At 56.8% G+C, this 21,380-nt stretch carries 27 protein-coding genes; 19 read left to right on the forward strand and 8 right to left on the reverse strand.

All coding sequences use genetic code 11. From position 1 onward, the window contains the following. The first annotated feature begins 112 nt into the window (after positions 1-112). Together LA5095_RS15375 and LA5095_RS15380 are read left to right on the forward strand one after the other, a co-directional pair. Positions 113-931 carry an FkbM family methyltransferase gene (locus LA5095_RS15375; protein ID WP_208992706.1) on the forward strand — a complete coding sequence of 273 codons (819 nt, stop codon included), beginning with the start codon at positions 113-115 and terminating at the stop codon, positions 929-931. Positions 932-1,109: 178 nt separating this feature from the next. Then, positions 1,110-2,723, forward strand: coding sequence for an APC family permease (locus LA5095_RS15380; protein ID WP_055116367.1), 1,614 nt, complete (start codon positions 1,110-1,112; stop codon positions 2,721-2,723). A 61-nt stretch (positions 2,724-2,784) separates the two neighbouring features. Here the strand turns inward: LA5095_RS15380 and LA5095_RS15385 are convergent, their stop codons facing one another. Beyond that, positions 2,785-3,267, reverse strand: coding sequence for an NUDIX hydrolase (locus tag LA5095_RS15385; protein ID WP_055116369.1), 483 nt, complete (start codon positions 3,265-3,267; stop codon positions 2,785-2,787). A 157-nt stretch (positions 3,268-3,424) separates the two neighbouring features. Here LA5095_RS15385 and purB point away from each other — a divergent pair, with 157 nt between their 5' ends. The 3 genes from purB to LA5095_RS15400 all read left to right on the forward strand — a co-directional run bounded on the left by purB (position 3,425) and on the right by LA5095_RS15400 (position 6,262). After that, the gene (gene purB, locus LA5095_RS15390; RefSeq protein ID WP_055116371.1) at positions 3,425-4,753 is read left to right on the forward strand and encodes an adenylosuccinate lyase; all 1,329 of its coding nucleotides are present in this window, start codon (positions 3,425-3,427) and stop codon (positions 4,751-4,753) included. Positions 4,754-4,934: 181 nt separating this feature from the next. Next, the gene (locus LA5095_RS15395) at positions 4,935-5,684 is read left to right on the forward strand and encodes a metallophosphoesterase family protein (RefSeq protein WP_055116373.1); all 750 of its coding nucleotides are present in this window, start codon (positions 4,935-4,937) and stop codon (positions 5,682-5,684) included. Positions 5,685-5,707: 23 nt separating this feature from the next. Continuing rightward, the gene (locus tag LA5095_RS15400; protein WP_055116375.1) at positions 5,708-6,262 is read left to right on the forward strand and encodes an RBBP9/YdeN family alpha/beta hydrolase; all 555 of its coding nucleotides are present in this window, start codon (positions 5,708-5,710) and stop codon (positions 6,260-6,262) included. Positions 6,263-6,313: 51 nt separating this feature from the next. Here the strand turns inward: LA5095_RS15400 and LA5095_RS15405 are convergent, their stop codons facing one another. The 4 genes from LA5095_RS15405 to LA5095_RS15420 all read right to left on the reverse strand — a co-directional run bounded on the left by LA5095_RS15405 (position 6,314) and on the right by LA5095_RS15420 (position 8,478). Next, complete coding sequence (locus tag LA5095_RS15405) at positions 6,314-6,529, reverse strand: hypothetical protein (RefSeq protein ID WP_055116377.1); 216 nt, start codon at positions 6,527-6,529, stop codon at positions 6,314-6,316. A gap of 181 nt (positions 6,530-6,710) precedes the next feature. Next, on the reverse strand, positions 6,711-6,929 hold the full coding sequence (locus LA5095_RS15410) for a hypothetical protein (RefSeq protein WP_055116379.1): 219 nt from the start codon (positions 6,927-6,929) through the stop codon (positions 6,711-6,713). Between the two features lie 152 nt (positions 6,930-7,081). After that, entirely contained in the window at positions 7,082-7,885 is an 804-nt protein-coding gene (locus LA5095_RS15415) for an HpcH/HpaI aldolase family protein (protein WP_055116380.1), read from the reverse strand. A 269-nt stretch (positions 7,886-8,154) separates the two neighbouring features. Further along, positions 8,155-8,478, reverse strand: a complete 324-nt coding sequence (locus LA5095_RS15420; protein WP_055116382.1) for a DUF1476 domain-containing protein — start codon at positions 8,476-8,478, stop codon at positions 8,155-8,157. A gap of 357 nt (positions 8,479-8,835) precedes the next feature. Here LA5095_RS15420 and purC point away from each other — a divergent pair, with 357 nt between their 5' ends. The 6 genes from purC to LA5095_RS15450 all read left to right on the forward strand — a co-directional run bounded on the left by purC (position 8,836) and on the right by LA5095_RS15450 (position 11,679). Further along, positions 8,836-9,600, forward strand: a complete 765-nt coding sequence (purC, locus tag LA5095_RS15425) for a phosphoribosylaminoimidazolesuccinocarboxamide synthase (RefSeq protein WP_029064498.1) — start codon at positions 8,836-8,838, stop codon at positions 9,598-9,600. A 105-nt stretch (positions 9,601-9,705) separates the two neighbouring features. Further along, positions 9,706-10,242, forward strand: a complete 537-nt coding sequence (locus tag LA5095_RS15430) for a hypothetical protein (RefSeq protein ID WP_055116383.1) — start codon at positions 9,706-9,708, stop codon at positions 10,240-10,242. A gap of 106 nt (positions 10,243-10,348) precedes the next feature. Then, the gene (purS, locus tag LA5095_RS15435; protein WP_055116934.1) at positions 10,349-10,591 is read left to right on the forward strand and encodes a phosphoribosylformylglycinamidine synthase subunit PurS; all 243 of its coding nucleotides are present in this window, start codon (positions 10,349-10,351) and stop codon (positions 10,589-10,591) included. Positions 10,592-10,607: 16 nt separating this feature from the next. Then, positions 10,608-10,715, forward strand: coding sequence for a phosphoribosylformylglycinamidine synthase-associated small membrane protein (locus LA5095_RS33250; protein WP_055116385.1), 108 nt, complete (start codon positions 10,608-10,610; stop codon positions 10,713-10,715). Between the two features lie 17 nt (positions 10,716-10,732). Further along, positions 10,733-11,401: a phosphoribosylformylglycinamidine synthase subunit PurQ gene (gene purQ, locus LA5095_RS15445; RefSeq protein ID WP_055116387.1), complete on the forward strand. Its 669-nt coding sequence runs from the start codon at positions 10,733-10,735 to the stop codon at positions 11,399-11,401. Positions 11,402-11,424: 23 nt separating this feature from the next. Further along, complete coding sequence (locus LA5095_RS15450; protein WP_055116936.1) at positions 11,425-11,679, forward strand: DUF2164 domain-containing protein; 255 nt, start codon at positions 11,425-11,427, stop codon at positions 11,677-11,679. Positions 11,680-11,683: 4 nt separating this feature from the next. Here LA5095_RS15450 and LA5095_RS15455 read toward each other — a convergent pair whose 3' ends face one another. After that, positions 11,684-12,511, reverse strand: a complete 828-nt coding sequence (locus LA5095_RS15455; RefSeq protein WP_208992707.1) for an AraC family transcriptional regulator — start codon at positions 12,509-12,511, stop codon at positions 11,684-11,686. A 92-nt stretch (positions 12,512-12,603) separates the two neighbouring features. On the opposite strand from LA5095_RS15455, the gene LA5095_RS15460 reads away from it, so the two are divergent. Then, positions 12,604-13,140, forward strand: coding sequence for a peroxiredoxin-like family protein (locus tag LA5095_RS15460; RefSeq protein WP_055116940.1), 537 nt, complete (start codon positions 12,604-12,606; stop codon positions 13,138-13,140). Positions 13,141-13,256: 116 nt separating this feature from the next. Here the strand turns inward: LA5095_RS15460 and LA5095_RS15465 are convergent, their stop codons facing one another. Next, a complete protein-coding gene (locus tag LA5095_RS15465; protein WP_055404288.1) occupies positions 13,257-13,478 on the reverse strand; it encodes a DUF1127 domain-containing protein in 222 nt (73 codons plus the stop codon). 104 nt (positions 13,479-13,582) lie between these two features. On the opposite strand from LA5095_RS15465, the gene LA5095_RS15470 reads away from it, so the two are divergent. The 7 genes from LA5095_RS15470 (at position 13,583) to LA5095_RS15495 (ending at position 19,734) form a co-directional block, all read left to right on the forward strand. After that, positions 13,583-15,094 carry an aminotransferase-like domain-containing protein gene (locus LA5095_RS15470; RefSeq protein WP_055116391.1) on the forward strand — a complete coding sequence of 504 codons (1,512 nt, stop codon included), beginning with the start codon at positions 13,583-13,585 and terminating at the stop codon, positions 15,092-15,094. Between the two features lie 294 nt (positions 15,095-15,388). Further along, positions 15,389-15,679 (forward strand): hypothetical protein, encoded by a 291-nt coding sequence (locus LA5095_RS15475; protein WP_144436006.1) that lies wholly within the window; start codon positions 15,389-15,391, stop codon positions 15,677-15,679. 191 nt (positions 15,680-15,870) lie between these two features. After that, the gene (gene purL / locus LA5095_RS15480; protein ID WP_055116393.1) at positions 15,871-18,069 is read left to right on the forward strand and encodes a phosphoribosylformylglycinamidine synthase subunit PurL; all 2,199 of its coding nucleotides are present in this window, start codon (positions 15,871-15,873) and stop codon (positions 18,067-18,069) included. Between the two features lie 42 nt (positions 18,070-18,111). Beyond that, positions 18,112-18,345: a BolA family protein gene (locus LA5095_RS15485; protein WP_008196307.1), complete on the forward strand. Its 234-nt coding sequence runs from the start codon at positions 18,112-18,114 to the stop codon at positions 18,343-18,345. A gap of 95 nt (positions 18,346-18,440) precedes the next feature. After that, positions 18,441-18,578 carry a hypothetical protein gene (locus tag LA5095_RS32715; RefSeq protein WP_156958871.1) on the forward strand — a complete coding sequence of 46 codons (138 nt, stop codon included), beginning with the start codon at positions 18,441-18,443 and terminating at the stop codon, positions 18,576-18,578. Beyond that, a complete protein-coding gene (gene grxD / locus LA5095_RS15490; protein ID WP_055116396.1) occupies positions 18,575-18,910 on the forward strand; it encodes a Grx4 family monothiol glutaredoxin in 336 nt (111 codons plus the stop codon). Before LA5095_RS32715 ends, grxD begins: the two co-directional genes overlap by 4 nt. 542 nt (positions 18,911-19,452) lie before the next feature. Then, the gene (locus tag LA5095_RS15495; RefSeq protein ID WP_055116942.1) at positions 19,453-19,734 is read left to right on the forward strand and encodes a hypothetical protein; all 282 of its coding nucleotides are present in this window, start codon (positions 19,453-19,455) and stop codon (positions 19,732-19,734) included. Between the two features lie 20 nt (positions 19,735-19,754). Here the strand turns inward: LA5095_RS15495 and LA5095_RS15500 are convergent, their stop codons facing one another. Beyond that, a complete protein-coding gene (locus LA5095_RS15500; RefSeq protein ID WP_055116397.1) occupies positions 19,755-21,323 on the reverse strand; it encodes a DUF427 domain-containing protein in 1,569 nt (522 codons plus the stop codon). Positions 21,324-21,380 lie beyond the last annotated feature (57 nt).

Consider the following 21,380-nt stretch of genomic DNA (forward strand, 5'->3'; position numbering starts at 1 on the left):
TTTCGGGCAAGGACTGGAATTATTCTTTCCGTTTATAGGTTTTGAAAGCCTGTTCAGACAAGCTCGCGCGCTTGACACCTCGATACTTCGAGACAGACGCCGGGCGAAAATGTTGCGCAAGAGAAATTTATCCAGCCTTCTGATCGATCGCGGCCTTTATTCGATAGCCGAAGCCATGCGGAACCGTGCATTGCGAAGAAACGGCTTCACGCACATATGTGTTCCAATCAACGACGTCATCGGAATGCGTTTGTTCAGCACCGGAAGTTTTGAACAAACGCAGTTGGATGGCGTCCTTGATTATCTTGACGATTTCCCTCCCGACCCGAACGCAATTTTTCTCGACGTTGGCGGCAACATCGGCGTGTATTCCATTCTGCTTCGGGACTATTTCGCGCAGGTCTACTCGTTTGAACCGAACCCCGTGACCTACGAAATACTGAAGGCGAATTTCGTGCTGACAGGGGCAAGAAACATCAACGCAATAAACAAGGCGCTCTCGAGCGAAGAGGGACAGGTGCCGATCTTCGTCCCGCAAAACGGCAACCTGGGCTGGGCAACACTCGATGCGCAGCATCATGACATCGCGGTGGACCGAACCGACATAGAATGCACAACGCTGGATTCCTTCGTAAAATCCCACGATATCAATGCCGGGAACATCAGGTTGATCAAGATTGATGTCGAGGGCCACGAGACAAGCGTCATCAAAGGCGGCGCGTCGACGCTTTCTGAATTCAGGATACCCTTGCTCTGTGAAATACTCAGCGACAGCAAGGGGATTGAATTGATCTCCTTTCTTGAAAATCTGGGTTACGTCAAATTCGAAATATTCAAACGCGACATAAGGAATGTGTTTTCAACGACCGTTCGGCGCGAAAAACTGGATCTGTCGAAATCAGACAAGGCTGCACTTGTGCTGGCGACCTAGTACGCGACAATACCTGTTTCACACTGGTCGCCTTAAACCGGTGCTTGTCCTATTGTCCCTGCTGATCCAATGAACTTCCCCTTCACAAAGCCAAATCCCGTCTTCCCGTAAAGACCCTCCCTCGGCTAAGGTCTGGCCTGATGCTCGGGAACAGGTTGTGGGGGACACATTGGCACATATGCATCGCAGTATCGGATTGCTGAGTCTGACCTTTGTCGCCATTAGCGGCATTCTCGGCTCCGGTTGGCTGTTCGCCCCCCTTCTCGCGGCCCAGGCGGCAGGTCCCTCCGCCCTGGTCGCATGGGTGATCGGCGGCTTTGCCATGCTGCTTCTGGCAGCAACCTTCGCTGAAATAGCAGCGATCCTGCCGGTTGCGGGAGGTATCGGGCGCGTGCCGCATTTCTCGCACGGTTCGGTAGTCTCAATGACAATGGGCTGGACGGCCTGGATCGGTTACAACACCACCGCGACCATCGAAGTCGAAGCGGTTCTGCGATATTCAAAGACCCTCGCCCCCTGGCTCTATCTGCCGGACGGCAAGATGTCCGCCGGCGGGCTGGCAGTCGCCTGCCTGCTGCTACTGGTGTTCACGGTGGTGAATGCGTTCGGCGTGAAATTCTTTGCGCGCATCAACACGGCACTGACGTGGGTGAAAATCGTCGTTCCGGCGCTGCTTGCTGCCGTTATCCTCACATCCGAATTCCGCTACGCCAATTTCAGCGACTACGGTGGTTTCGCGCCGGAGGGCTTAAAGGGCATATTGTCGGCCATTTCCACCGGAGGCGTGATATTCGCCCTCATCGGTTTCCGGCACGTTATCGACATGGCCGGAGAAGCCCGCAATCCGAAAGTCAATGTGCCGCTCGCCCTTGTTCTCAGTCTTGTTATCAGCCTGGTCATCTACGGGGGGCTGCAACTGGCCTTCCTGGGGGCCCTGGATCACTCCGATCTGGAAAAAGGCTGGCCGGAACTTCATTTTTCCGGCGATCTCGGCCCGATGGCCTCGCTTGCAACCGCAGTCGGCGCGCTCTGGATTGTCAGCATCCTGGACACCAGCGCCCGGATATCCAGCTTTGCTTCTGGCCTGGTCTCCGTCGGCTCCAATGCCCGCCTCGGACTGGCAATGGCACAAAATGGTCTCTTCCCGAAATTCATGGAAACGCTGTCTGAGCGTGGCGTACCCCTGTTCGCTCTCTTCGTAAATTTCGTGGTCGCCGCCATTTTCTTTGTGCTGCTGCCCTTCAAGGAAGTGCTTGCGCTGAACACGTCGTCCATCGTGCTGTCTTTTGTTGTCGGTCCCATCGCGGTTCTCGCATTCCGGCGCCTGCTGCCGGACACGCCAAGAGCCTTTGTATTGCCTGCAGCTCCAGTGACCGGCTGTCTTGCATTCGTCGTCGCCAGTCTGATCATCTACTGGAGTGGCTGGGACACGATGATCCACCTCGGGATTTGTCTTCTTGTCGGGCTTGTCCTCCTGGTGGTGAGGAATTCCCAGGGCGGCTTTGACAGCCTGGACTGGCGCGAGGCGATGTGGCTTGCGCCCTATCTTGGCGGTCTCGTTCTTCTGTCCTACCTCGGATCCTTTGGCGGTGGGTCCGACGTTATCCCGCTCGGGCCGGATATTCTTGCCGTGGCTGTCCTTGCCACGGGTGTCTATTTCCTGGCAAACCGTCTCAGTCTGCCAAAAGGCAAGTTCGACCGCTATCTTGCGGAAGAGGAGCTCGATGAGATCGGCGAGTATGACACCGTCGAAGACGCTCCCGTGGAAAAGCCGGAATTCAAACGGGATTAAGCCGGTGAAGATCCTCCTTGGCGAATTTGTCCTGTCCGGGCCAGATGAAACTCGACAAACTCTAGCTGAGATAGGCTGTCGGGCGCGAGACGACATCAGCAATTGAGAGTTTTTCTCTCAAACCGCCGGGATAAAGATCCAGTCCCTTGGCCTCAAGCTCTGCCAATGACACCCATTTGGCCAGTCCATCCGTCTCGTCGCTCTCCTCAAAGGCCATACTGTCCCTTCGGTAAAAGCTGTTATCGGCGAAATGGGCGTAACACAGGAAGACGATTTCATGTCCCTGCACGCCATGGTGCTCATAGAGATTTTCAAGGACGAAGTAGTTTTCGAGCAGCGTCAGCCGCGCACCGAGTTCTTCCAGAAATTCTCTTTGCAGGGCATCTCGCCAGGGCTCACCGAACTCGATGGTTCCACCAAGCGGTCGCATTCCGGTTACGCGACCGGTGTCATCCTGGACGTCGGACAGGAGCAACGCATCATCCTGCCAGATCAGGGCAAGCGCCTTGACCCGAATTGTGTTTGCGGGACGCCAGATCGGCATAAAGATCTCCGTGAAGGCTGTGTTCCGGGAACCGTCGACATAAATTTCACGTTGTTTGTGCTGCTCGCAAGCAAAAAGCGCTTCGCCGCATTGAAGGCCGCGCGCCCCTCTGCTATTCCGCAGCCAGAAATTCCCTGAAAAAGAGGTTCTGCCCGCGATGATTCCGCGCTATTCCCGCCCCGACATGGTTTCCATCTGGTCTCCGGAATCCAAATTCCGCATCTGGTTCGAGATCGAGGCCCATGCCTGCGATGCGCTTGCCGAGCTCGGCGTCATCCCGAAGGAAGCGGCGGCGACGATCTGGGAAAAGGGCGGCAATGCCACTTTCGACATCGATCGCATCGACGAGATCGAGCGTGAGACCAAGCATGATGTCATCGCCTTTTTGACGCATCTGGCTGAAATCGTCGGTCCGGACGCCCGCTTTGTCCACCAGGGCATGACGTCATCGGATGTTCTTGACACTTGCTTCAATGTTCAGCTGGTCAAGGCCACCGATCTTCTTCTCGACGACATGGACGCTTTGTTGGCAGCGCTCAAACGGCGCGCGATGGAACACAAGGACACCGTCTGCATCGGACGGTCCCACGGCATTCACGCAGAGCCGGTCACTTTCGGACTGAAGATGGCCGAGGCCTATGCCGAGTTCGATCGCTGCAGAACCCGTTTGCTTGCTGCACGCGAGGAAATCGCAACCTGCGCGATTTCCGGTGCCGTCGGCACGTTTGCGAATATCGACCCGCGTGTTGAAGAACATGTCGCCAACGCCATGGGCCTTGCCGCCGAGCCCGTCTCCACCCAGGTGATCCCGCGCGATCGGCACGCGATGTACTTTGCAACGCTTGGCGTCATCGCATCCTCCATCGAGAGGGTTGCGACAGAAGTTCGCCACCTTCAGCGCACGGAAGTCCTTGAAGCCGAGGAGTTTTTCTCCAAGGGCCAGAAAGGATCTTCGGCAATGCCGCACAAACGGAACCCGATCCTGACCGAGAACCTGACAGGCCTGGCGCGTCTCGTGCGCGGTTATGCGATCCCTGCCATGGAAAACGTCGCCCTCTGGCATGAACGCGATATCTCGCATTCCTCCGTCGAACGCATGATCGGCCCTGACGCGACGGTAACGCTGGACTTTGCCCTCGTCCGGCTGACGGGTGTTATCGACAAGCTGATGGTCTATCCGGAGCGTATGGTCGGCAACATGGACCGTCTGGGAGGTCTTGTTCACTCGCAACGCATCCTGCTGGCCCTGACGCAGGCAGGCTCCTCGCGTGAGGACGCCTACCGGCTCGTCCAGCGCAATGCCATGAAGGTCTGGGACAGCTACCAGGTCGCCGGCTCGGCTTCGGTGGATTTCCTGACCGAACTGCTCGCAGACGATGATGTACGCAAATATCTGTCCGAACAGGAAATCCGCGACCGGTTCGATCTTGGCTATCACACCAAGAACGTGGACGTGATTTTCAATCGTGTATTTGGTGAGAGCTGAAGCGTTCCCGGTGTCTCCGTGTTGTCTTGCCCGGACCCGTCCATGACCAGATCCGGAAGCAACAGCGGCGACTGGAAAAAAGTCCAGGCTCGAGATCGGAATTGCGCTGGAAATTCGGTTTTGCACCGATTGCCTGGGCCGATTCTTCAGTGATTTAGACGTTAGTTGGCCGGAGCATTTGATGAAGATCGCAGTTGTGTCCGACATTCACGGCAATCTCCCGGCGCTGGAGGCTGTTCTGGACAACCTCAAGCGGGAAAGCCCGGACGTGGTCGTCAATCTCGGCGATTGTGTTGCCGGGCCGCTCTGGCCGGAAGAAACAGCCACGATCCTGAGGGAGACGAACTGGCCGACAGTGCGTGGCAACCACGACAGGTTCGTTACCGACGACCCGATAGAAACAATGGGTCCGACTGACCGGTTTGCCGCCGAAAGGTTGTCGCCGGAAAACATGGCCTGGCTCAAAACGGTCCAACCAACGATCCGACTGACGGAAGAAGTGTTCCTGTGTCATGGGACCCCGGATGATGACGACCGTTACCTGAGCGAATTGGTCGAGGGTCCGAAGGGACATCTACCGGGTGAAGCGACGCTTCTTGAAGAGCTCAAAGGAGAGAAGTCTCCGATCATCTGCTGCGGACATACACACATTCCGCGGGTTATCCGGCTACCATCCACTGGCCAGACTGTCGTCAATCCCGGAAGCGTCGGCTTTCCATCTTATGACGAAAACCATCCTCTTCGAAAAACCATGGCCATGGGAAATCCACAGGCACGCTATGCAATCCTGACAAGAGCGGCGGAAAACTGGACCTTTGAAGACAAGATGGTTGACTATGACTGGGAGACGGCAAGCCGGGAGGCCGACAGGAACGGACGTCCCGGATGGGCCCGGGCACTGAAGCTCGGTTTTTTCGGCCCGCTCTCCTGACCGGACAATATCAAGGGTTCATCATGAAAATTTCTGAGACGGACATCCTGCTTATCCCCGGCTACGGCAAACCTCTTCCGGGGCACTGGATCCTGCGCTGGAGCGACAAGATGGCGACCGCCCGTATCGTCAAGCAGGCGGAACTCCACGCTCCTGAAAAAAACGAGTGGCTGGAAACCCTTGTCAAAGAAGTCGAAGCCGCCGAGCGCCCCGTCGTTCTGGTGGCCCATTCTCTGGGCTGCATCCTGGTTGCTCACGGAACGCACGCGCTCAAGGACAAGGTCAAGGGGGCCTATCTCGTGGCACCTTCAGACTGGGACCGCGACGGACTGGTCAAGGAATTCGACGGCGGTGACTTCAAGCCTGTCCCGCGCGAACCGCTGCCCTTCCCTGCCCACGTCGTTGCCAGCAGGAACGATCCCTATTGTGACCATGAGCGTGCTCAGGAACTGGCAACCGCATGGGGTGCGACCTTTCAGGACGCCGGCGAAGCAGGTCACATCAATCTGGAAAGCGGCCACGGTCCCTGGCCAGAAGGCATGATGTCCTTCGCCCATTTCATGAAGCGTCTGGGCTGAATGAAACACCGCCTGTAGCAATCGACAGGTGGGAATTCCGTGTGATCGCCTTCAAAACGCTGCCGAAGCGCCATCTGCCTCCGGATGCTGGGTGCTTCCGGTTGTCCGCTGGAAGATGGATCCGGCGAGAAACACCGCGCCCGTCGTGCCGGCGACAACGACAAGCGCAATGACTTCATCGACACGATAGATACCTGACACGGCAAAAGCGGCAATGGCCACCAGACCTGCCCAGATGACAAACAGATAGAACGCCGGATTTCTCATGATGAACTCCCTTGGAAAATGGCGGCGGCTCCCTCCCGAAGACCCGCTTGTTCCCAAGCGGTCATTCAACCTCGCGAATTCATTGATGTGATTGTCTGTACACTCACATGCATGGCACATTGGCGGAATCCAAGTGTGCCCTCTTGCCGCAGCAAACGGCCCCAAGCTTGAATGCCTCCGACTACCACTGCGTCGAGGGGCTTGAATTCATCAGGTTGCCAATGCGTTTTGCGACAAGGTAGCTGACAGGCATTGCAACCAGCCCTCCGGCAGCCGCTGCGCTGATCAGCAGGAGCGGATCGAAATCAGCGGCTCCAAAGATGCTGAGCGGCACCAGCGCACCGATACCCGCCAATGTCGGGCCGATAATGATGAACAGGATAATCGACAGTTTCCACATGATGCCTTCCTTTCGGGAAAGCGGCGGCCTTCCGTCCGGAAGCTTGGCGTTACGCCAGGTTCCAAAACCGTCGCAAGGGATGATTACCTGTTTGCGAAGTTTCGAAACCTATCACATTGACGAAAATCAAGCATTCCGCATCAAAGGGCAAATCAGTAGCCGATCCCGGTGCCAGCCTTGTCCTTCGTCCAGGCGGTTTCACCAAGAGCGGTGCGTGCGGCCCCGTCGATAAAGACGGTGTCGATCCCGTAGGACAACAGCCTGTAACCCTGCGCGACAGCCTCTTCAACCTTTTCGGCACTGAGACAGAATATCCCGGCGATCTTGCCGGCTGCCTTAGCTTTGCTGGCAATATCAGCGCAGGCGCGGGCAGTCTCCGACCCGTTCGGATCGAGGGCAGTTCCCTTCGAAAGTGACAGCGACAGATCGCTTGGGCCGACAAAGATACCATCCAGCTCCGGCACAGACAGGATATCGTCGAGTGCATCGATCGCCTCCTGCGTTTCGATCATGGCAAGGGCAAGCGTCTGGGAATTTGAGTTCGTCAGATACTCGTGATCGGTCTGACCGGAAAGCATTGCGGCACGGCGTGGTGACCAGCTCCGCTCGCCCATTGGCGGGTACTTCATTGCCCGGGCAAACTGCTCTGCCTCTTCCCTGGAATTGATCATCGGGGCGATGATGCATTCCGCCCCCATGTCGATAAGACGACCGGCAAGCGCATTGTCCGCGACCGGAATGCGGGCAATCCGGTGCGCTCCGCCCAGTGCGATCAGCCCGAGGGAATCGACGGCCGCTTCGAAATCGAACATGCCGTGTTGCAGATCCAGCGTGACCGCCTCGTATCCTGCACGCGCAAACAGCTCCGGAACCATGGGCGCGGACAACAGGCACCACCCTGTCACGACCGGTTGTCCGGAACGCAGCTTGTCAGCAAGAATGGATTTGTCTGTCACGATCGATCTCCCTCAGTCTGCCGCCATCAAATCGGCAGCGAACGCAAGTCGCAAGTGTGCGTGTCATCAATTCCGTTCGTTCATTGTCGAAGTGGAACGATTGACCAGAAACTTGTTTCAAAACTCAATGTACTTTTGACACGCTGGTTCATTGATTGATTTCGCAGTTTTTCGTTTCTGCAGCGGAGGAGCGAATTTCCTGCGCTTAGCAAAAACGCCCACCGTTTCCGGCGGGCGTTCGAATTCCAAAATGACGATCGAAGGCTGTATCAGCCTTCGTTCTGGAGCTGTTCGATGGCGGTCGCCATCAGTTCATCCATGTTGCGGCGAATCTGATGGTCGGACTGGTCGATGTTGTTAGAGTCGAAGTCTCCGCGGATCTTGCGAAAGACATCCTCATCGCCCGGCTCTTCGAAATCCGCCCGGACAACTTCCTTGGCGTATTCCTCGGCTTTTTCGCCTTCATAGCCCAGCAGTCCGGCGGCCCACTGGCCCAAAAGCTTGTTGCGGCGCGCGGTCGCCTTGAACCGCAGCTCCTCGTCATGCGCGAATTTGCTTTCAAATCCCTGTTCGCGCTTGTCGAATGTGCTCATACTCTTCGTCTCCTGAACTGCGCTTATGCACTGCACCCCATATGGGGATTCTTTGGCCTCTTGCATATCCCCGCCAGCCCGCCAAATCAACGCAGTAGATACACACTTGCGTCAAAAGCATGATAAAGCTGCGTTTATCGGAGGTTGGACACACGAATATGACCGGGTCTTGCACGCGTCGGTCGCCCAAAAAAACATAAGATTGTACTTTTGCCGCGCTTCGGGTAAGTTCCGCGCCGCAAATCGGGGAATGCAGCCTTCTTGACACCTGCCGGTTGACGGGAAATTGTCCCGCAGGAAATTTGACTAGGTTGGCAAGTCCCGTCCCAAGGTTTCACGAAAAACACGGTATAGCTCATGAACCGCCGCCGGCGCATTTATGAAGGTAAAGGCAAGATTCTCTATGAAGGTCCGGAACCGGGAACCCTGGTCCAGCACTTCAAGGATGATGCGACCGCCTTCAACAACAAGAAACACGAAATAATTGACGGCAAGGGTGTGCTCAACAACCGCATATCCGAATACATTTTCAACCACCTGAATGCCATCGGCATCCCGACTCACTTCATCCGTCGCATGAACATGCGCGAGCAGCTGATCCGGGAAGTTGAAATCATTCCGCTGGAAGTCGTCGTGCGCAACGTTGCCGCCGGCTCGATCGCCAAGCGTCTGGGCCTGGAAGAAGGCACACAATTGCCGCGGTCCATCATCGAGTTCTACTACAAGAACGACGAACTCGACGATCCGATGGTTGCCGAGGAACACATAACCGCCTTCGGCTGGGCCACGCCGCAGGAGCTCGATGACATGATGGCACTCGCCATCCGCGTCAACGATTTCCTGTCCGGTCTTTTTCTGGGCGTCGGTATCCGCCTCGTCGACTTCAAGATCGAGTGCGGCCGTCTTTTTGAAGGCGACATGATGCGCATCGTCGTCGCGGACGAGATTTCTCCCGACAGCTGCCGGCTGTGGGATATCGAGACCAACGACAAGATGGACAAGGACCGTTTTCGCCGGGATCTCGGCGGTATGCTTGAAGCCTACCAGGAAGTTGCCAAGCGTCTCGGCATCATGATCGGCAACGAACGCCCACCCAACTCGGGCCCGACATTGGTGCAGTAAAGACACAACAGCAGCACAATCAGAAGGTGAATTACGCGGCCTGATTGTAATGGTCAAAAATGCTGATTAAGACGCCTCCTTGGAAATCAAGGGGGCGTTATCTTTATGAAATTACGGAACTTTACGAAGACAGGGCTGCTGATCCTGTTTTGCGGGTTGCTGGCGGCCTGCCAGACAAGCGGGTTGAAACCCGGCAGCATAGACTCCAGCTTCGCACCAAGTGGATGGCAGTCGGAATCCCGTGGTGGCAAAACAATCTACTTCTGCATGCCTTCTGTATGCGGCTCTCCTCAAGGCGTCGTAATCGGACCAATGAAAGTTCGCGGCGACGCGGAAGCTGCAATCCGCGAAGACATTCTTTCCACGGAACTCCTCAAAGCTATGGACAAAGTGGTGAACATTGCCGCGAAGGGCGATTTCAGGATGTCGACGGACCGCCGGATTGTGAAAAAGAATTTTTCGGGTTTCGACATGAGCGCTCGGCTGAAGGACCGGAACGGCCGTTACGTATATGCTGCCGCAAGGGTGATCATCCAGAACGACAGGGGTAGTATGGTGGCATCTTTTGCGACAAGTCGCGCAAAGGCACGAAGCAATTTGCGCCGCTTCCTGAACCAGACGACGATCCGCCGGCTGCCGTAAACCACGGCTTTTGTGCGCATTGCTCTTTCGCTTCAGGGGCTCCTCGTGTATGGGGAGCCCCAAACTGTTTGTCGCTGCACCTTGTGCAGACCATTGCGGGAAGCCAATCATGAAAGCACGCGTCATCGTCACCTTGAAAAACGGCGTACTCGATCCCCAGGGGAAAGCCATTGAGGGAGCGCTCGGCGGCCTCGGTTTCGGCGATGTTGACTCCGTCCGCCAGGGAAAGGTGTTCGACGTCGAACTGGCCGGTGCAGACATGAGCACCGCCAAAGAGAAACTGGAACAGATGTGCGAAAAGCTGCTGGCCAATACGGTTATTGAAAACTACGCGATCGAAATCGACTGAGTTCGGGGTCCGGACAATGGACGAGGACACCCGCAAGGCCATAACCTACATGGCGATCAAGGCGGCGATCTTCATCCTGGTACCGGCCCTGGCGGCGCTAGTTGCCGTTCTTGTCCTGCTATAGAAAAACGGGATCACCCCATGAAGACCGCCGTTATCGTTTTCCCAGGTTCCAACCGTGACCATGACATGTTTCACGCCCTGGAACTGATCACCGGCTCGCGTCCCCAAAGTGTATGGCACGCTGAAAGCACCTTGCCTGATGTCGATCTGGTGGTCGTTCCCGGCGGTTTCTCCTACGGCGACTATCTGCGCTCCGGTGCCATTGCCGCGCGCTCGCCCATTTTGAAGGACCTCGTCGCCAAGGCCGACAATGGTGTTTCCGTTCTTGGCGTGTGCAACGGCTTCCAGATCCTGACTGAAGCCGGACTGTTGCCAGGTGCTTTGATGCGTAATGCGGGCCTCACTTTCGTCTGCAAGGAAGTGCTGATGGAAACAGTCAACAACGCAACCCGTTTCTCCTCCAAATTCACCAGGGGACAGGTCTGGCGCTGCCCGGTTGCCCACCATGACGGCAACTACTTCGCCGATGACGAAACACTCGACCGCATCGAGGACAACGGCCAGGTCGTCTTCCGCTATGCCGACGGCACCAATCCAAACGGCTCGCTCAACGACATTGCCGGGATCACCAATGAAAAGGGTAACGTCCTTGGCATGATGCCCCATCCGGAAAACCTGGTGGAAGCGCTCCATGGTGGCCTTGACGGGCGGCTGCTGTTTGAAAGCCTCGCCACGCAGGCAGCCTGAATTTATTGCACTGGGAGGAGACTTTGAAGGAACTCAAGCTGGACAAGGAAGTCAGGTCTCTTCTCACCACACAGATCCGGAACTACATGGACGAGGAACTCGAGATCGAAGTCGGCAACATGGATGCGGAGTTCCTGATCGACTTCCTGAGCGGCTCGCTCGGCGCACACTTCTACAATCTCGGCCTGAAGGACGCGCAGGCACTCTTCTCCCGCAAGGCCGACGACATCACCGACGAAATTTACGCTTTGGAACGCAAGGTCGAAGACCGGCAGTGAGACATCAGGCGGCGGCCTGCTTTCTTTTCTGCTTCGGAGGATAGCCGAAGCGTCTGGAAAAGGCCCTTGAAAACGCTGCCGGGCTCGAAAAGCCGCAAATCGTTGCGACCGATTTGACCTGACGGCCCCCTTCAAGTTCCGCTCGGGCAATGTCCAGCCGCCAGTTTGACAGGTATCCCATCGGAGTTGCGCCAACCAGGTCCTTGAATGTCACGGCGAACTGGGTCCGGGACATGCCTGCCGTTTCCGCCAGCCTTTCAAGTGTCCAGGCCTCGCCCGGCGCTTCATGGATTGCCACCAGGGCTGCGGCCACCCGCGGATGCGCCAGCCCGTTCAACAGTCCCGAATTGGCCTTGCCCTCTTCCATGGCGTGCCGCAACAACCGGATCACCACCACCTCGCACAGGCGTTGGAAAGCCGCCTGTCCACCGCAGCGGGGCATGGTGGCTTCTTCGATCAAGGGCGTCACTACGGCTGTCAGATAAGGCTCTTCCGATAGGGGAACGGAAATACAGGCCGGCAGCGCGTTGATCAGTTGCTTGCCGATCCCCGATATCGCGATGTTGGCGGCCACCAAGGGTGCTTCGCCCATAACGGGCGCGGTTTCGGGAAAATGCTGTGTTTCCTCTTCTTCCAGCAAGGGGCAATACACCAGCCTGTGTTCGCCTGAAGGGTCTGCATAGATGACCAGATTGGCCATGCCCCCACCCGGTTCGTCCGTCATTGCATTGGCGACCTGCACCCGCAGTCTGTCGATGAGGGAGGACAACCGGTCGAGTTTACCGCTGAATGACGTTCGATAGGCAACCGGCACTTCCGTACTCCTGATCATCTTTTCGGGATGTTTCTTCTTCGTTCGTTCGCTATTTTAAGCGCATCGAAAGGCAAAAGTGAAGCCTTGCTCCAATCAGTATGAGGAAAAAGATGCTAGTCCCACGCCAGCAGGTTCCCGGCCTGACCGTTGAAACCCTTGATTCAGGCACATTTGATCTCGCACAGGACGGCGCGGAGTTTGCCACGCTCGTCGTGTTTTATCGCGGCCTGCATTGCCCGATCTGTGCCACATACCTGAAAGAACTCGGCCGGCTGACACCGGATTTTGCAGCCAAGGGTGTCAAGACGGTCGCAATTTCTTCCGACACCAAGGATCGCGCCCAGCAGATGGCCGAGAAGGTCGGACACGAAGCGCTGCGCTTCGGATATGGTCTGTCCCTTTCGGCCGCCAAGGAATGGGGCCTTTACATTTCGACGAGCCGTGGCACCACGTCCATCGGTATCGAGGAACCTGCCCTCTTCTCAGAACCGGGTGTTTTCCTGGTGAGGGGTGACGGCACTCTTTACTTCGCTTCCGTACAAACGATGCCTTTCGTCCGCCCGCATTTCCAGGAAATGATCGGTGCGCTCGACTTCGTCCAAAAGAACGACTACCCGGCCCGCGGCGAATATACCGGCGCGGTCTGAGTATCGTATCCCGGACCGGGATCCCACTCCCGGTCCGGGAAATGAAAATACCGGCTTGAAGCAGATTTTTTGCAGAGATCAGAACATTTCCGGCCTTGGCACACCACCGACACAGGTCAGCGGCTACTGTCCCAGAACGGCCGGCAGCCTTCCCGGCGCGCTGCCTCCAGTGTCAGATTGAGATCATCCAGTTCCCTGTCCGTCAATTCCAGCAGTTGCCTGCGCGTCCGGTACAATTGTGCCCAGGACACCAGCTTGTTCCAGACAATCCGGCCAAATCGGCGCCGCCGCCGCTGCACAGGAAACTCGCTGACTCGTATTGTCACCATTGAATTCATTTTGACACCTGATTTTCGGGTACAATTTGCTTAAATTGAAGAATTGTTGCGGCTCAATTATATGAATTGACTCTTGAACGGGTGCAATATACTAAATTGTCACCATGACAAATTGGTTGCCGAGCATCCCCGAGGGCCACGGCCCGCTCTACATTCGTCTTGCCGACTGCATCGCCGAGGAAATCGCGACAGGTAAACTCGCTGCAGGTGCAAAGCTGCCGCCCCAGCGAAACCTGGCGTATGATCTTGGTGTAACCGTCGGCACAGTCGGCCGCGCCTATGCGGTCGTTCGTCAACGTGGACTGGTCAGCGGAGAAGTCGGCCGGGGTACATACGTCCTCGGCACCCATGAAGGTGAAGCGCTCGCAGAAGAGACCAAGCCTGCGGTCAACTCCCTTTCAAACCCGGGCAACGGCACCGGATCTGCCGTGCCGGCAGAGGTTTCCTGGGTTCAGGGCGCGATGAAAACTCCCAAGGACATTGCGTTCGCAGGTACACGTGTTTCGGTGCCGTCCCCAGAAGCCATCCGTTTTGACAGTACATCCGCACCGGAGGTCGGTCAGGCACGGGCGATCCGTGAACTGACTGCCGAGATCACCCGCGATGCGCCTTATGATATTGCCAGTTACACGCGGTCCGTACCTGAACGCTGGCGGGAGGCTGGACGTGTCTGGTTGTCCCGGGGCGACTGGCAGCCACCGGAAGGCTCTATCGTGCCGACAACGGGCGCCCAGGCGGCGATCATGGCGATCATAACGGCCACAACAGCACCTGGAGACCAGGTCGCCTTCGAAGACCTTACCTACAGCTCGATTGCCCGTGGTTCGGCACTTACCGGACGCAGACCCGTGCAGATCACAAGTGATGAGGAGGGTCCTCTTCCGGATGATCTCGCCAGCGTCTGCGCACAGCGCCACCCGAAGATACTGTTCGTCATGCCGACAATGCACAATCCGACAACCAGGCTGATGGGCGTTGAAAGACGCATCGAACTGGTGGAGGTCGCCCGCCGGCACAATCTCTGGATCATCGAGGACGAAGTCTACGGATCATTGCGCAATACCGGACTGGCTCCATTTGCGGAACTCGCTCCGGAGCGCACTTTTCATGTCGGGTCCCTGTCCAAGGCCGTCACGGCAGGAGTGCGCGGCGGCTGGGTCTCCAGTCCCGTTTCTCACGCCCAGCGGATCTACACGGCGCACAAGATGCTGACAGGCGGCATATCGTTTCTGCTCTCGGAACTGTCAGCGCGCCTTGTCCTCAGCGGAACCGCCGACACCTTGCGCAAGGGCGTGCTGGAGGAAATTGCCGCCCGTCACGGTCTGGTTCAGCAACTACTTGATCCATTCGAGCATGCTTCGGCGGCCGATGCCCCGTTTTTCTGGCTCAAGGTTCCCGAGCCCTGGCTTTCGGGTACCTTCAAGGCTGCGGCCGCAGCCTTCAACACGCTTGTTGACGACGAGGACGAATTCAAGTCGGGACGCTCCGGCAGGGTCTATCATCGTGTGCGGGTCGGCATTACAAATCCACTCACTCGGGAAGAAACGGCCAAGGGCCTTGAAATACTGAGAAATCTTCTGGAAGACAGCGGTGCCGGTTACGACAGTTTTGAATAGACAGGCCCTTCACCGCGTCCTGGTCGCATTCAGCTCTTCGCTGTTCTTGAGCCGCAGACGCGTCTGATTTCCGATCAAACTACATCGCCGTCAAACCCCGAATATCCGGTCATTGGACAATTCCCGGAGCCAACCGACTACCGCTACGTGCCCCTGTTCTTAAGCATAGTTAAACTTTTAGTTATTTTGACAATGATTACCTTTACAACCCAGATACAACCAATTACTCTACGCCAAGTTAATTTTGAAAAACTTATTTCGACAAACTTATCAAAACAGCGCCATGTGAATACAATGGAACCCCATGATGAAGTCATTGTTTTATTTAAGAAAATACTCAGCTCTCAAGGCAAGAATTTAGAGAAACGAAGTTCTCCTATGCAACCGAATGATCAAATTTCAGCATCAAAAGAATTGACGGCGGAACGGTTACTGCTGCGCATCATGAAGCTTGAGCACACCGTTCAGGAACTCAGGCAGCAAAGCACCTTCAAGGACAAGGAAATCAGGCGACTTGAAAGCCGCGTCCGCGAATGGCAGCAGATCACCTTGAAAATCCAGTCGCGGGTTTCCAATCAACCCTGACATACCTCGACGAAAGCGGTTTTCACCGTTGGCTGGCTGCTCGGAAGATCGAAGCGGCCTGTTCGCGTATTCTTTGAGACAAACTTTCCCCGTTCCTCTCCCAATTCGGCACGCAATCTGCTAAACGGCGGCAACATTGCCCGACCGCGGCTGCTCGGCCCTGAGACAGCAGCCCAAAACACTGGAACGTCATGATCCCGAACGACATCAAGATCACGCCCGACCTGATTGCTTCCCATGGCCTGAAACCGGATGAATACGAGCGCATTCTGGAATTGATCGGCAGGGAGCCGACCTTTACCGAACTCGGTATATTCTCCGCCATGTGGAACGAGCACTGCTCGTATAAATCTTCCAAGAAATGGCTGAAAACCTTGCCTACTGAGGGACCGCGCGTGCTGCAGGGACCGGGCGAGAATGCCGGTGTCGTCGACATCGGAGACGGCCAGGCAGTCGTCTTCAAGATGGAGAGCCACAACCACCCGTCCTATATCGAGCCATACCAGGGTGCAGCGACCGGTGTCGGTGGCATCCTTCGCGATGTCTTCACAATGGGCGCCAGACCGGTTGCGGCAATGAACGCTTTGCGATTCGGCGAGCCGGATCATCCTCGCACACGGCATCTCGTTTCCGGCGTCGTTTCCGGCGTCGGTGGTTATGGCAATTCCTTTGGTGTTCCGACCGTCGGCGGCGAAGTCGAGTTTCATGCCCGCTACAACGGCAACTGCCTGGTGAATGCCTTTGCTGCCGGACTTGCCAAATCGGACGCCATCTTCCTGTCGGAGGCAAAGGGCATCGGCCTGCCGGTGGTTTACCTCGGCGCAAAGACCGGCCGTGATGGTGTCGGCGGCGCGACCATGGCCTCCGCCGAATTCGACGACACGATCGAGGAAAAACGCCCCACGGTTCAGGTTGGCGATCCTTTCACGGAAAAATGCCTTCTTGAAGCCTGCCTGGAACTGATGGAGACAGGCGCCGTAATCGCGATCCAGGACATGGGTGCTGCCGGCCTCACCTGCTCCGCTGTCGAGATGGGTGCAAAGGGTGGCCTTGGCATAGAGCTCGACCTCGACAAGGTCCCGGTCCGCGAGGATCACATGAGCGCCTACGAGATGATGCTGTCCGAAAGCCAGGAACGCATGCTGATGGTGCTGCGTCCGGCCATGGAAAACGAGGCGGAAGCAATCTTCAGGAAATGGGGCCTCGACTTCGCCATCGTCGGCGTGACCACGGACACACTTCAGTTCGTCGTCAAACATCAGGGCGATGTCGTCGCCGACCTGCCGATCAAGAAACTCGGAGACGAGGCGCCCGAATACGACCGGCCGTGGACAGAACCCCGGAAATTGCCCGTTCTTGCTGCGAGCGACGTTGAAGAGCCTGCCGACTACGCCAATGCGCTGAAAACGCTTGTCAGCAGCGCAAATGGCGCGTCCCGCCGCTGGGTCTATGAACAATATGACACGCTGATCCAGGGTAACTCCGCAGCGACACCAGGCGGCGACGCCGGTGTCATTCGCGTTGACGGCACGCGCAAGGGCCTCGCCTTTTCCGTTGACGTGACACCGCGTTACTGCGAAGCAGATCCGTTCGAGGGCGGCAAACAGGCGGTTGCCGAGGTTTGGCGCAACCTGACAGCCGTGGGATCGGAACCGCTTGCGGCAACCGACAACCTCAACTTCGGCAACCCTGAAAAACCCGAGATCATGGGTCAGTTCGTCGGCTGTATCAAAGGCATCGGTGAAGCCTGCAGCGCGCTCGATTTCCCGATCGTGTCAGGCAATGTGTCGCTTTACAATGAGACACACGGCGAAGCGATCCTGCCGACCCCTGCGATCGGCGGCGTCGGGTTGCTTCCGGATGTGACGGTGCGCGCGGGCGCGGCCTTTGCACAGGAAGGTGATGCGATCTTGCTGATCGGCGGTCCTGGTACACATCTGGGTGCGTCCCAGTATCTTGTCGATATCCTCGGCCGCGAGGAAGGTGCCCCGCCGCCGGTTGATCTGGCTGCCGAAAAACGCCGGGGAACAATCGTGCGTCAGTTGATCGGCGCAGCCCGGCTAACCGGTGTCCACGACATATCCTCCGGTGGTCTGGGCGTTGCCCTGGCTGAAATGGCAATGGCAGGCGATATCGGCGCGCATGTCGCAATCGACGGCCCGGCCCATGCAGCTCTCTTCGGCGAAGATCAGGGCCGCTATGTTCTGACCGTTTCTCCGGACAAGGTCGATGCCGTGATGGAAGACGTTCTGGATGCCGGAATCGACGTTCAACAAATTGGCAAAACGGGCGGCAAGGATTTGAATGTTGAAGGCATTCTCACCATATCCGTTGCAAACTTGCGCAAAGCACACGAAGATTGGTTCCCGAGTTATATGGCTGTTGCCTGAGGCAGGTGCCTTCGAGGAACTTGAAATGAGGACTGACGTACAATGCCAATGAACGCGAACGAGATCGAGACCCTGATCAAGGAGGCGCTGCCCGACGCTCAGGTGGAGATCCGGGATTTGGCTGGCGACGGCGATCACTATGCGGCGAATGTCGTCTCGGAATCCTTCCGTGGCAAAAGCCGCGTGCAGCAGCATCAGATGGTTTATGAAGCCTTGAAGGGCAACATGGGTGGCGCCCTGCACGCGCTTGCCCTGCAGACAAAGGCCCCTGACTGATCTGACACGATTGTCACATTGCCGCGCATATCGCACGGCCTCTTGAACTTCCGCCGCTTTGAAACACATATGCGGTCAAAGAAACAGGAAATTGGATGGTTTGGCTTCTCTTCACGGTTTTGGTGATCATGCTGGTCATGGAACTGCGCATCTGGAGGGCTGTGGCAAACCTGATTTATCGCACCGGCCGCAACTCACTCGCGCCCGCGAAACACAAGGACAGAAATCCATGAGCATCCAGGACTGGATCAAGAACGAAGTCGACACCAACGACGTGGTGCTGTTCATGAAGGGCACACCGAATTTTCCGCAATGCGGGTTCTCCGGACAGGTAATCCAGATACTCGACTATGTCGGCGCGCCCTATAAGGGTATCAACGTCCTGGAAGACGACGAGTTGCGCAATGGCATCAAGGAATTCACCAACTGGCCGACCATTCCCCAGCTATACGTGAAGGGCGAGTTTGTCGGCGGCTGTGACATCATCCGCGAAATGTTCCAGAACAAGGAATTGCAGGGCCTGCTCACCGACAAGGGTATCGAGACCGCTCAGCAATCCGCCTGACGCGCGGACTCAATTTCTGAACTTTTGACGTTAAGGGGCGGTTTTTCCGCCCCTTTTCGGTTTTCAGATGAACATCTTCACAACAGCAGGCATGCAGCAATCCCAAACAGGTGTTCCAAAGGAACAGATTTCAAAGTCCTGCCCCCAGGCCCGGGATACGCGTGGCCGGCACAGCAGTCGAAAACAGGCACGGGATATTTGAATGCTGTGGCTGATTTGACCCGAACCGAAGATCAAATGCCTCGTTCCCGCCCTGCCTCGTGGTCCTGGGCACCCGGACTTTGACACTCTCTGTTTCCGCGTGATCACGAGCGAACGAGATACTCGCGATGTCAAAATCGGCCAGAATTTGCGGTTATCCAACGCTAAGCCGAATCAATTCTGGCTGAAATGGGGCACGGGCTCGGCAATTCACTGCGAATCGCCTAACATGAATAGCAGGTGAATGCGGATTTCAGAGTCAGTACAGGTGCGTTCCGCCATTCTCCGACCATATCGCAGGGCCCGACATGAAGACGGGCCGGGAAATGGGACCGGGGACAATGAACAAGTTTGCTATTGCAACCACCTCTACTTTCGCTCTGGCTCTGGCCGGTTTTGGAATCGTCGTATCCGGCGGCCCCGGAACCGACAGCGAATTGCGCCGCGTCGATTGTCAGGCGATCACCATGTTCACACCAGCCCAGAGAAAGAGTGCCGAAGAGCTTTGCGCCAACTATGGCGGCGTGGCCGAAACCGGAGCTGAGCCGAGCAAGTCCGGCCTGGTGATTCTGGTTCGAAATCAGCCCATGGGTGGTTTTCTGGGAGAAAAAACTGTTCGCTAGGCTTGCTGTCTTGCCAGCGCTTATTGACGCTCGGTCGTTTCCGGAGTGATTGCGAACGCTTCGACCGGCTCCGATACATTGCGCAGACTTAAACTGCCGAGGCTCTCCGCGGGAAAATCGGTAACCTTTGCCACCTCTTCGGAGACGACAATTGATTTGCCGTTGATCTTGCCGTGGTCGCCCAGACGGGCGGCAACGTTGGCGGCACTGCCGATCACCGTAAAATCCAGCCTCTCCTTAGAGCCGACATTGCCGTAGGTCACGTCGCCGTAAGCAACGCCGATCGCGCAGGAGAGCGACGTGTCCTCCATTTCCGGGTCAGGCTCCGCCAGCGCAGCGACAATTTCCTCCGCGCTCGCAACCGCCTGACTGCAGGCCTGCGCATGCCCTGCACTGGCAGGGAATATGGCGAGCACCGCATCACCGATAAATTTCAGGACTTCACCATCGTGAGCATTGACGATATCGGTCGAAGTTTCAAAGAAGCGGTTGAGCACGGCGACATACCTGTCCCGCCCGAGTTCGGTTTCCAGCCGCGTTGAATGGCGCAGATCGCAAAACAGGATCGCCGCATCGATGACATCCCCGTCACCGCGACGGATTTCGCCGCCCAGGACACGTGCGCCGGTGCGCTTGCCAAGATAGGTCTCCAGCAGCGTCGTTGCGTTGGAGGTCAGCGCGAAAACCTCAAACAATCGGCTGATCAGCGCGGAGCATTCGAATATCAGGCCGAGATTGGCCGTGGTAAACCCGTTGGGGTGATCGGAGGCCAGCGTCAATACGTTAATGCGTCCGTCGGAAAAGGGCAGCGGCATCGCTACATAGTCGGTGACACCCTGCTCCTTCAGATCTTCCATGATCGGGAAATTGAACTCATCCGGATTGGTATCGAGTTTCTGCCGCACACCTCCCAGTCCGTCGGCAACATGCTGGAATGGGCTTTCCTTGAAGATCGGGCTTTCCAGGATTTCATAAGAGGGGTAGCGGCTGGTTACCTCGTCCTCGTCCCGGAGCCAGAGGCAGTTCTGTCCGGCAATCATCGGATGAAGGGACCAGATGAGAATGCTCATCCGGCTGACCGCAATGCCGTCTTCAACCAGCTTGCTCCCCAGAGCGGCCAAAAGCTCTTCGGGAGATTTTGCCAACCAGGCTTCCCGAAGCAGCCAGTCGACGACCGGTCCGGAAATATTGCCGGCGGGAAGATCATCGATCGCGGCGCCCTGATGCTCGATCCGCGTCGCGACCCCCGGCATGAAAGCAAAGCACCCATCAACGGCCTGCCCTTCCGGCAAGGCCTTGGGATAATGCCAGGCGCCGTTTTCCGACAGGTCTTCGCCAAGGCGAACATGGCTATAAGAAGCCGTCCCCTTGAACGGGCAGAAGGTTTTGTGCGCCGGGGCCGGTTCAAGTTCGGCCAGAATGTCTTCTACTGGAAAATAGACCACAGGGGAGAGCCGGGTCTCGTACATGACACGCGCTCTCGTTGAGCGTGCAATCATCTGGTCGCCCCGCCAGGCGATCACTTCGCCCGACAGTGGCTCCACCACGATCCCGTAGTCGTTCGAGGTCTGTTGTACGCGCACGGTCATGGCGAAGAGATAGGTAAACGGACGGCAACTGTCCAGCCGATTGACATCGATGCCGGA

It is taken from the genome of Roseibium album (genome assembly GCF_001404515.1).
Classification (GTDB): Bacteria; Pseudomonadota; Alphaproteobacteria; order Rhizobiales; family Stappiaceae; genus Roseibium; species Roseibium album.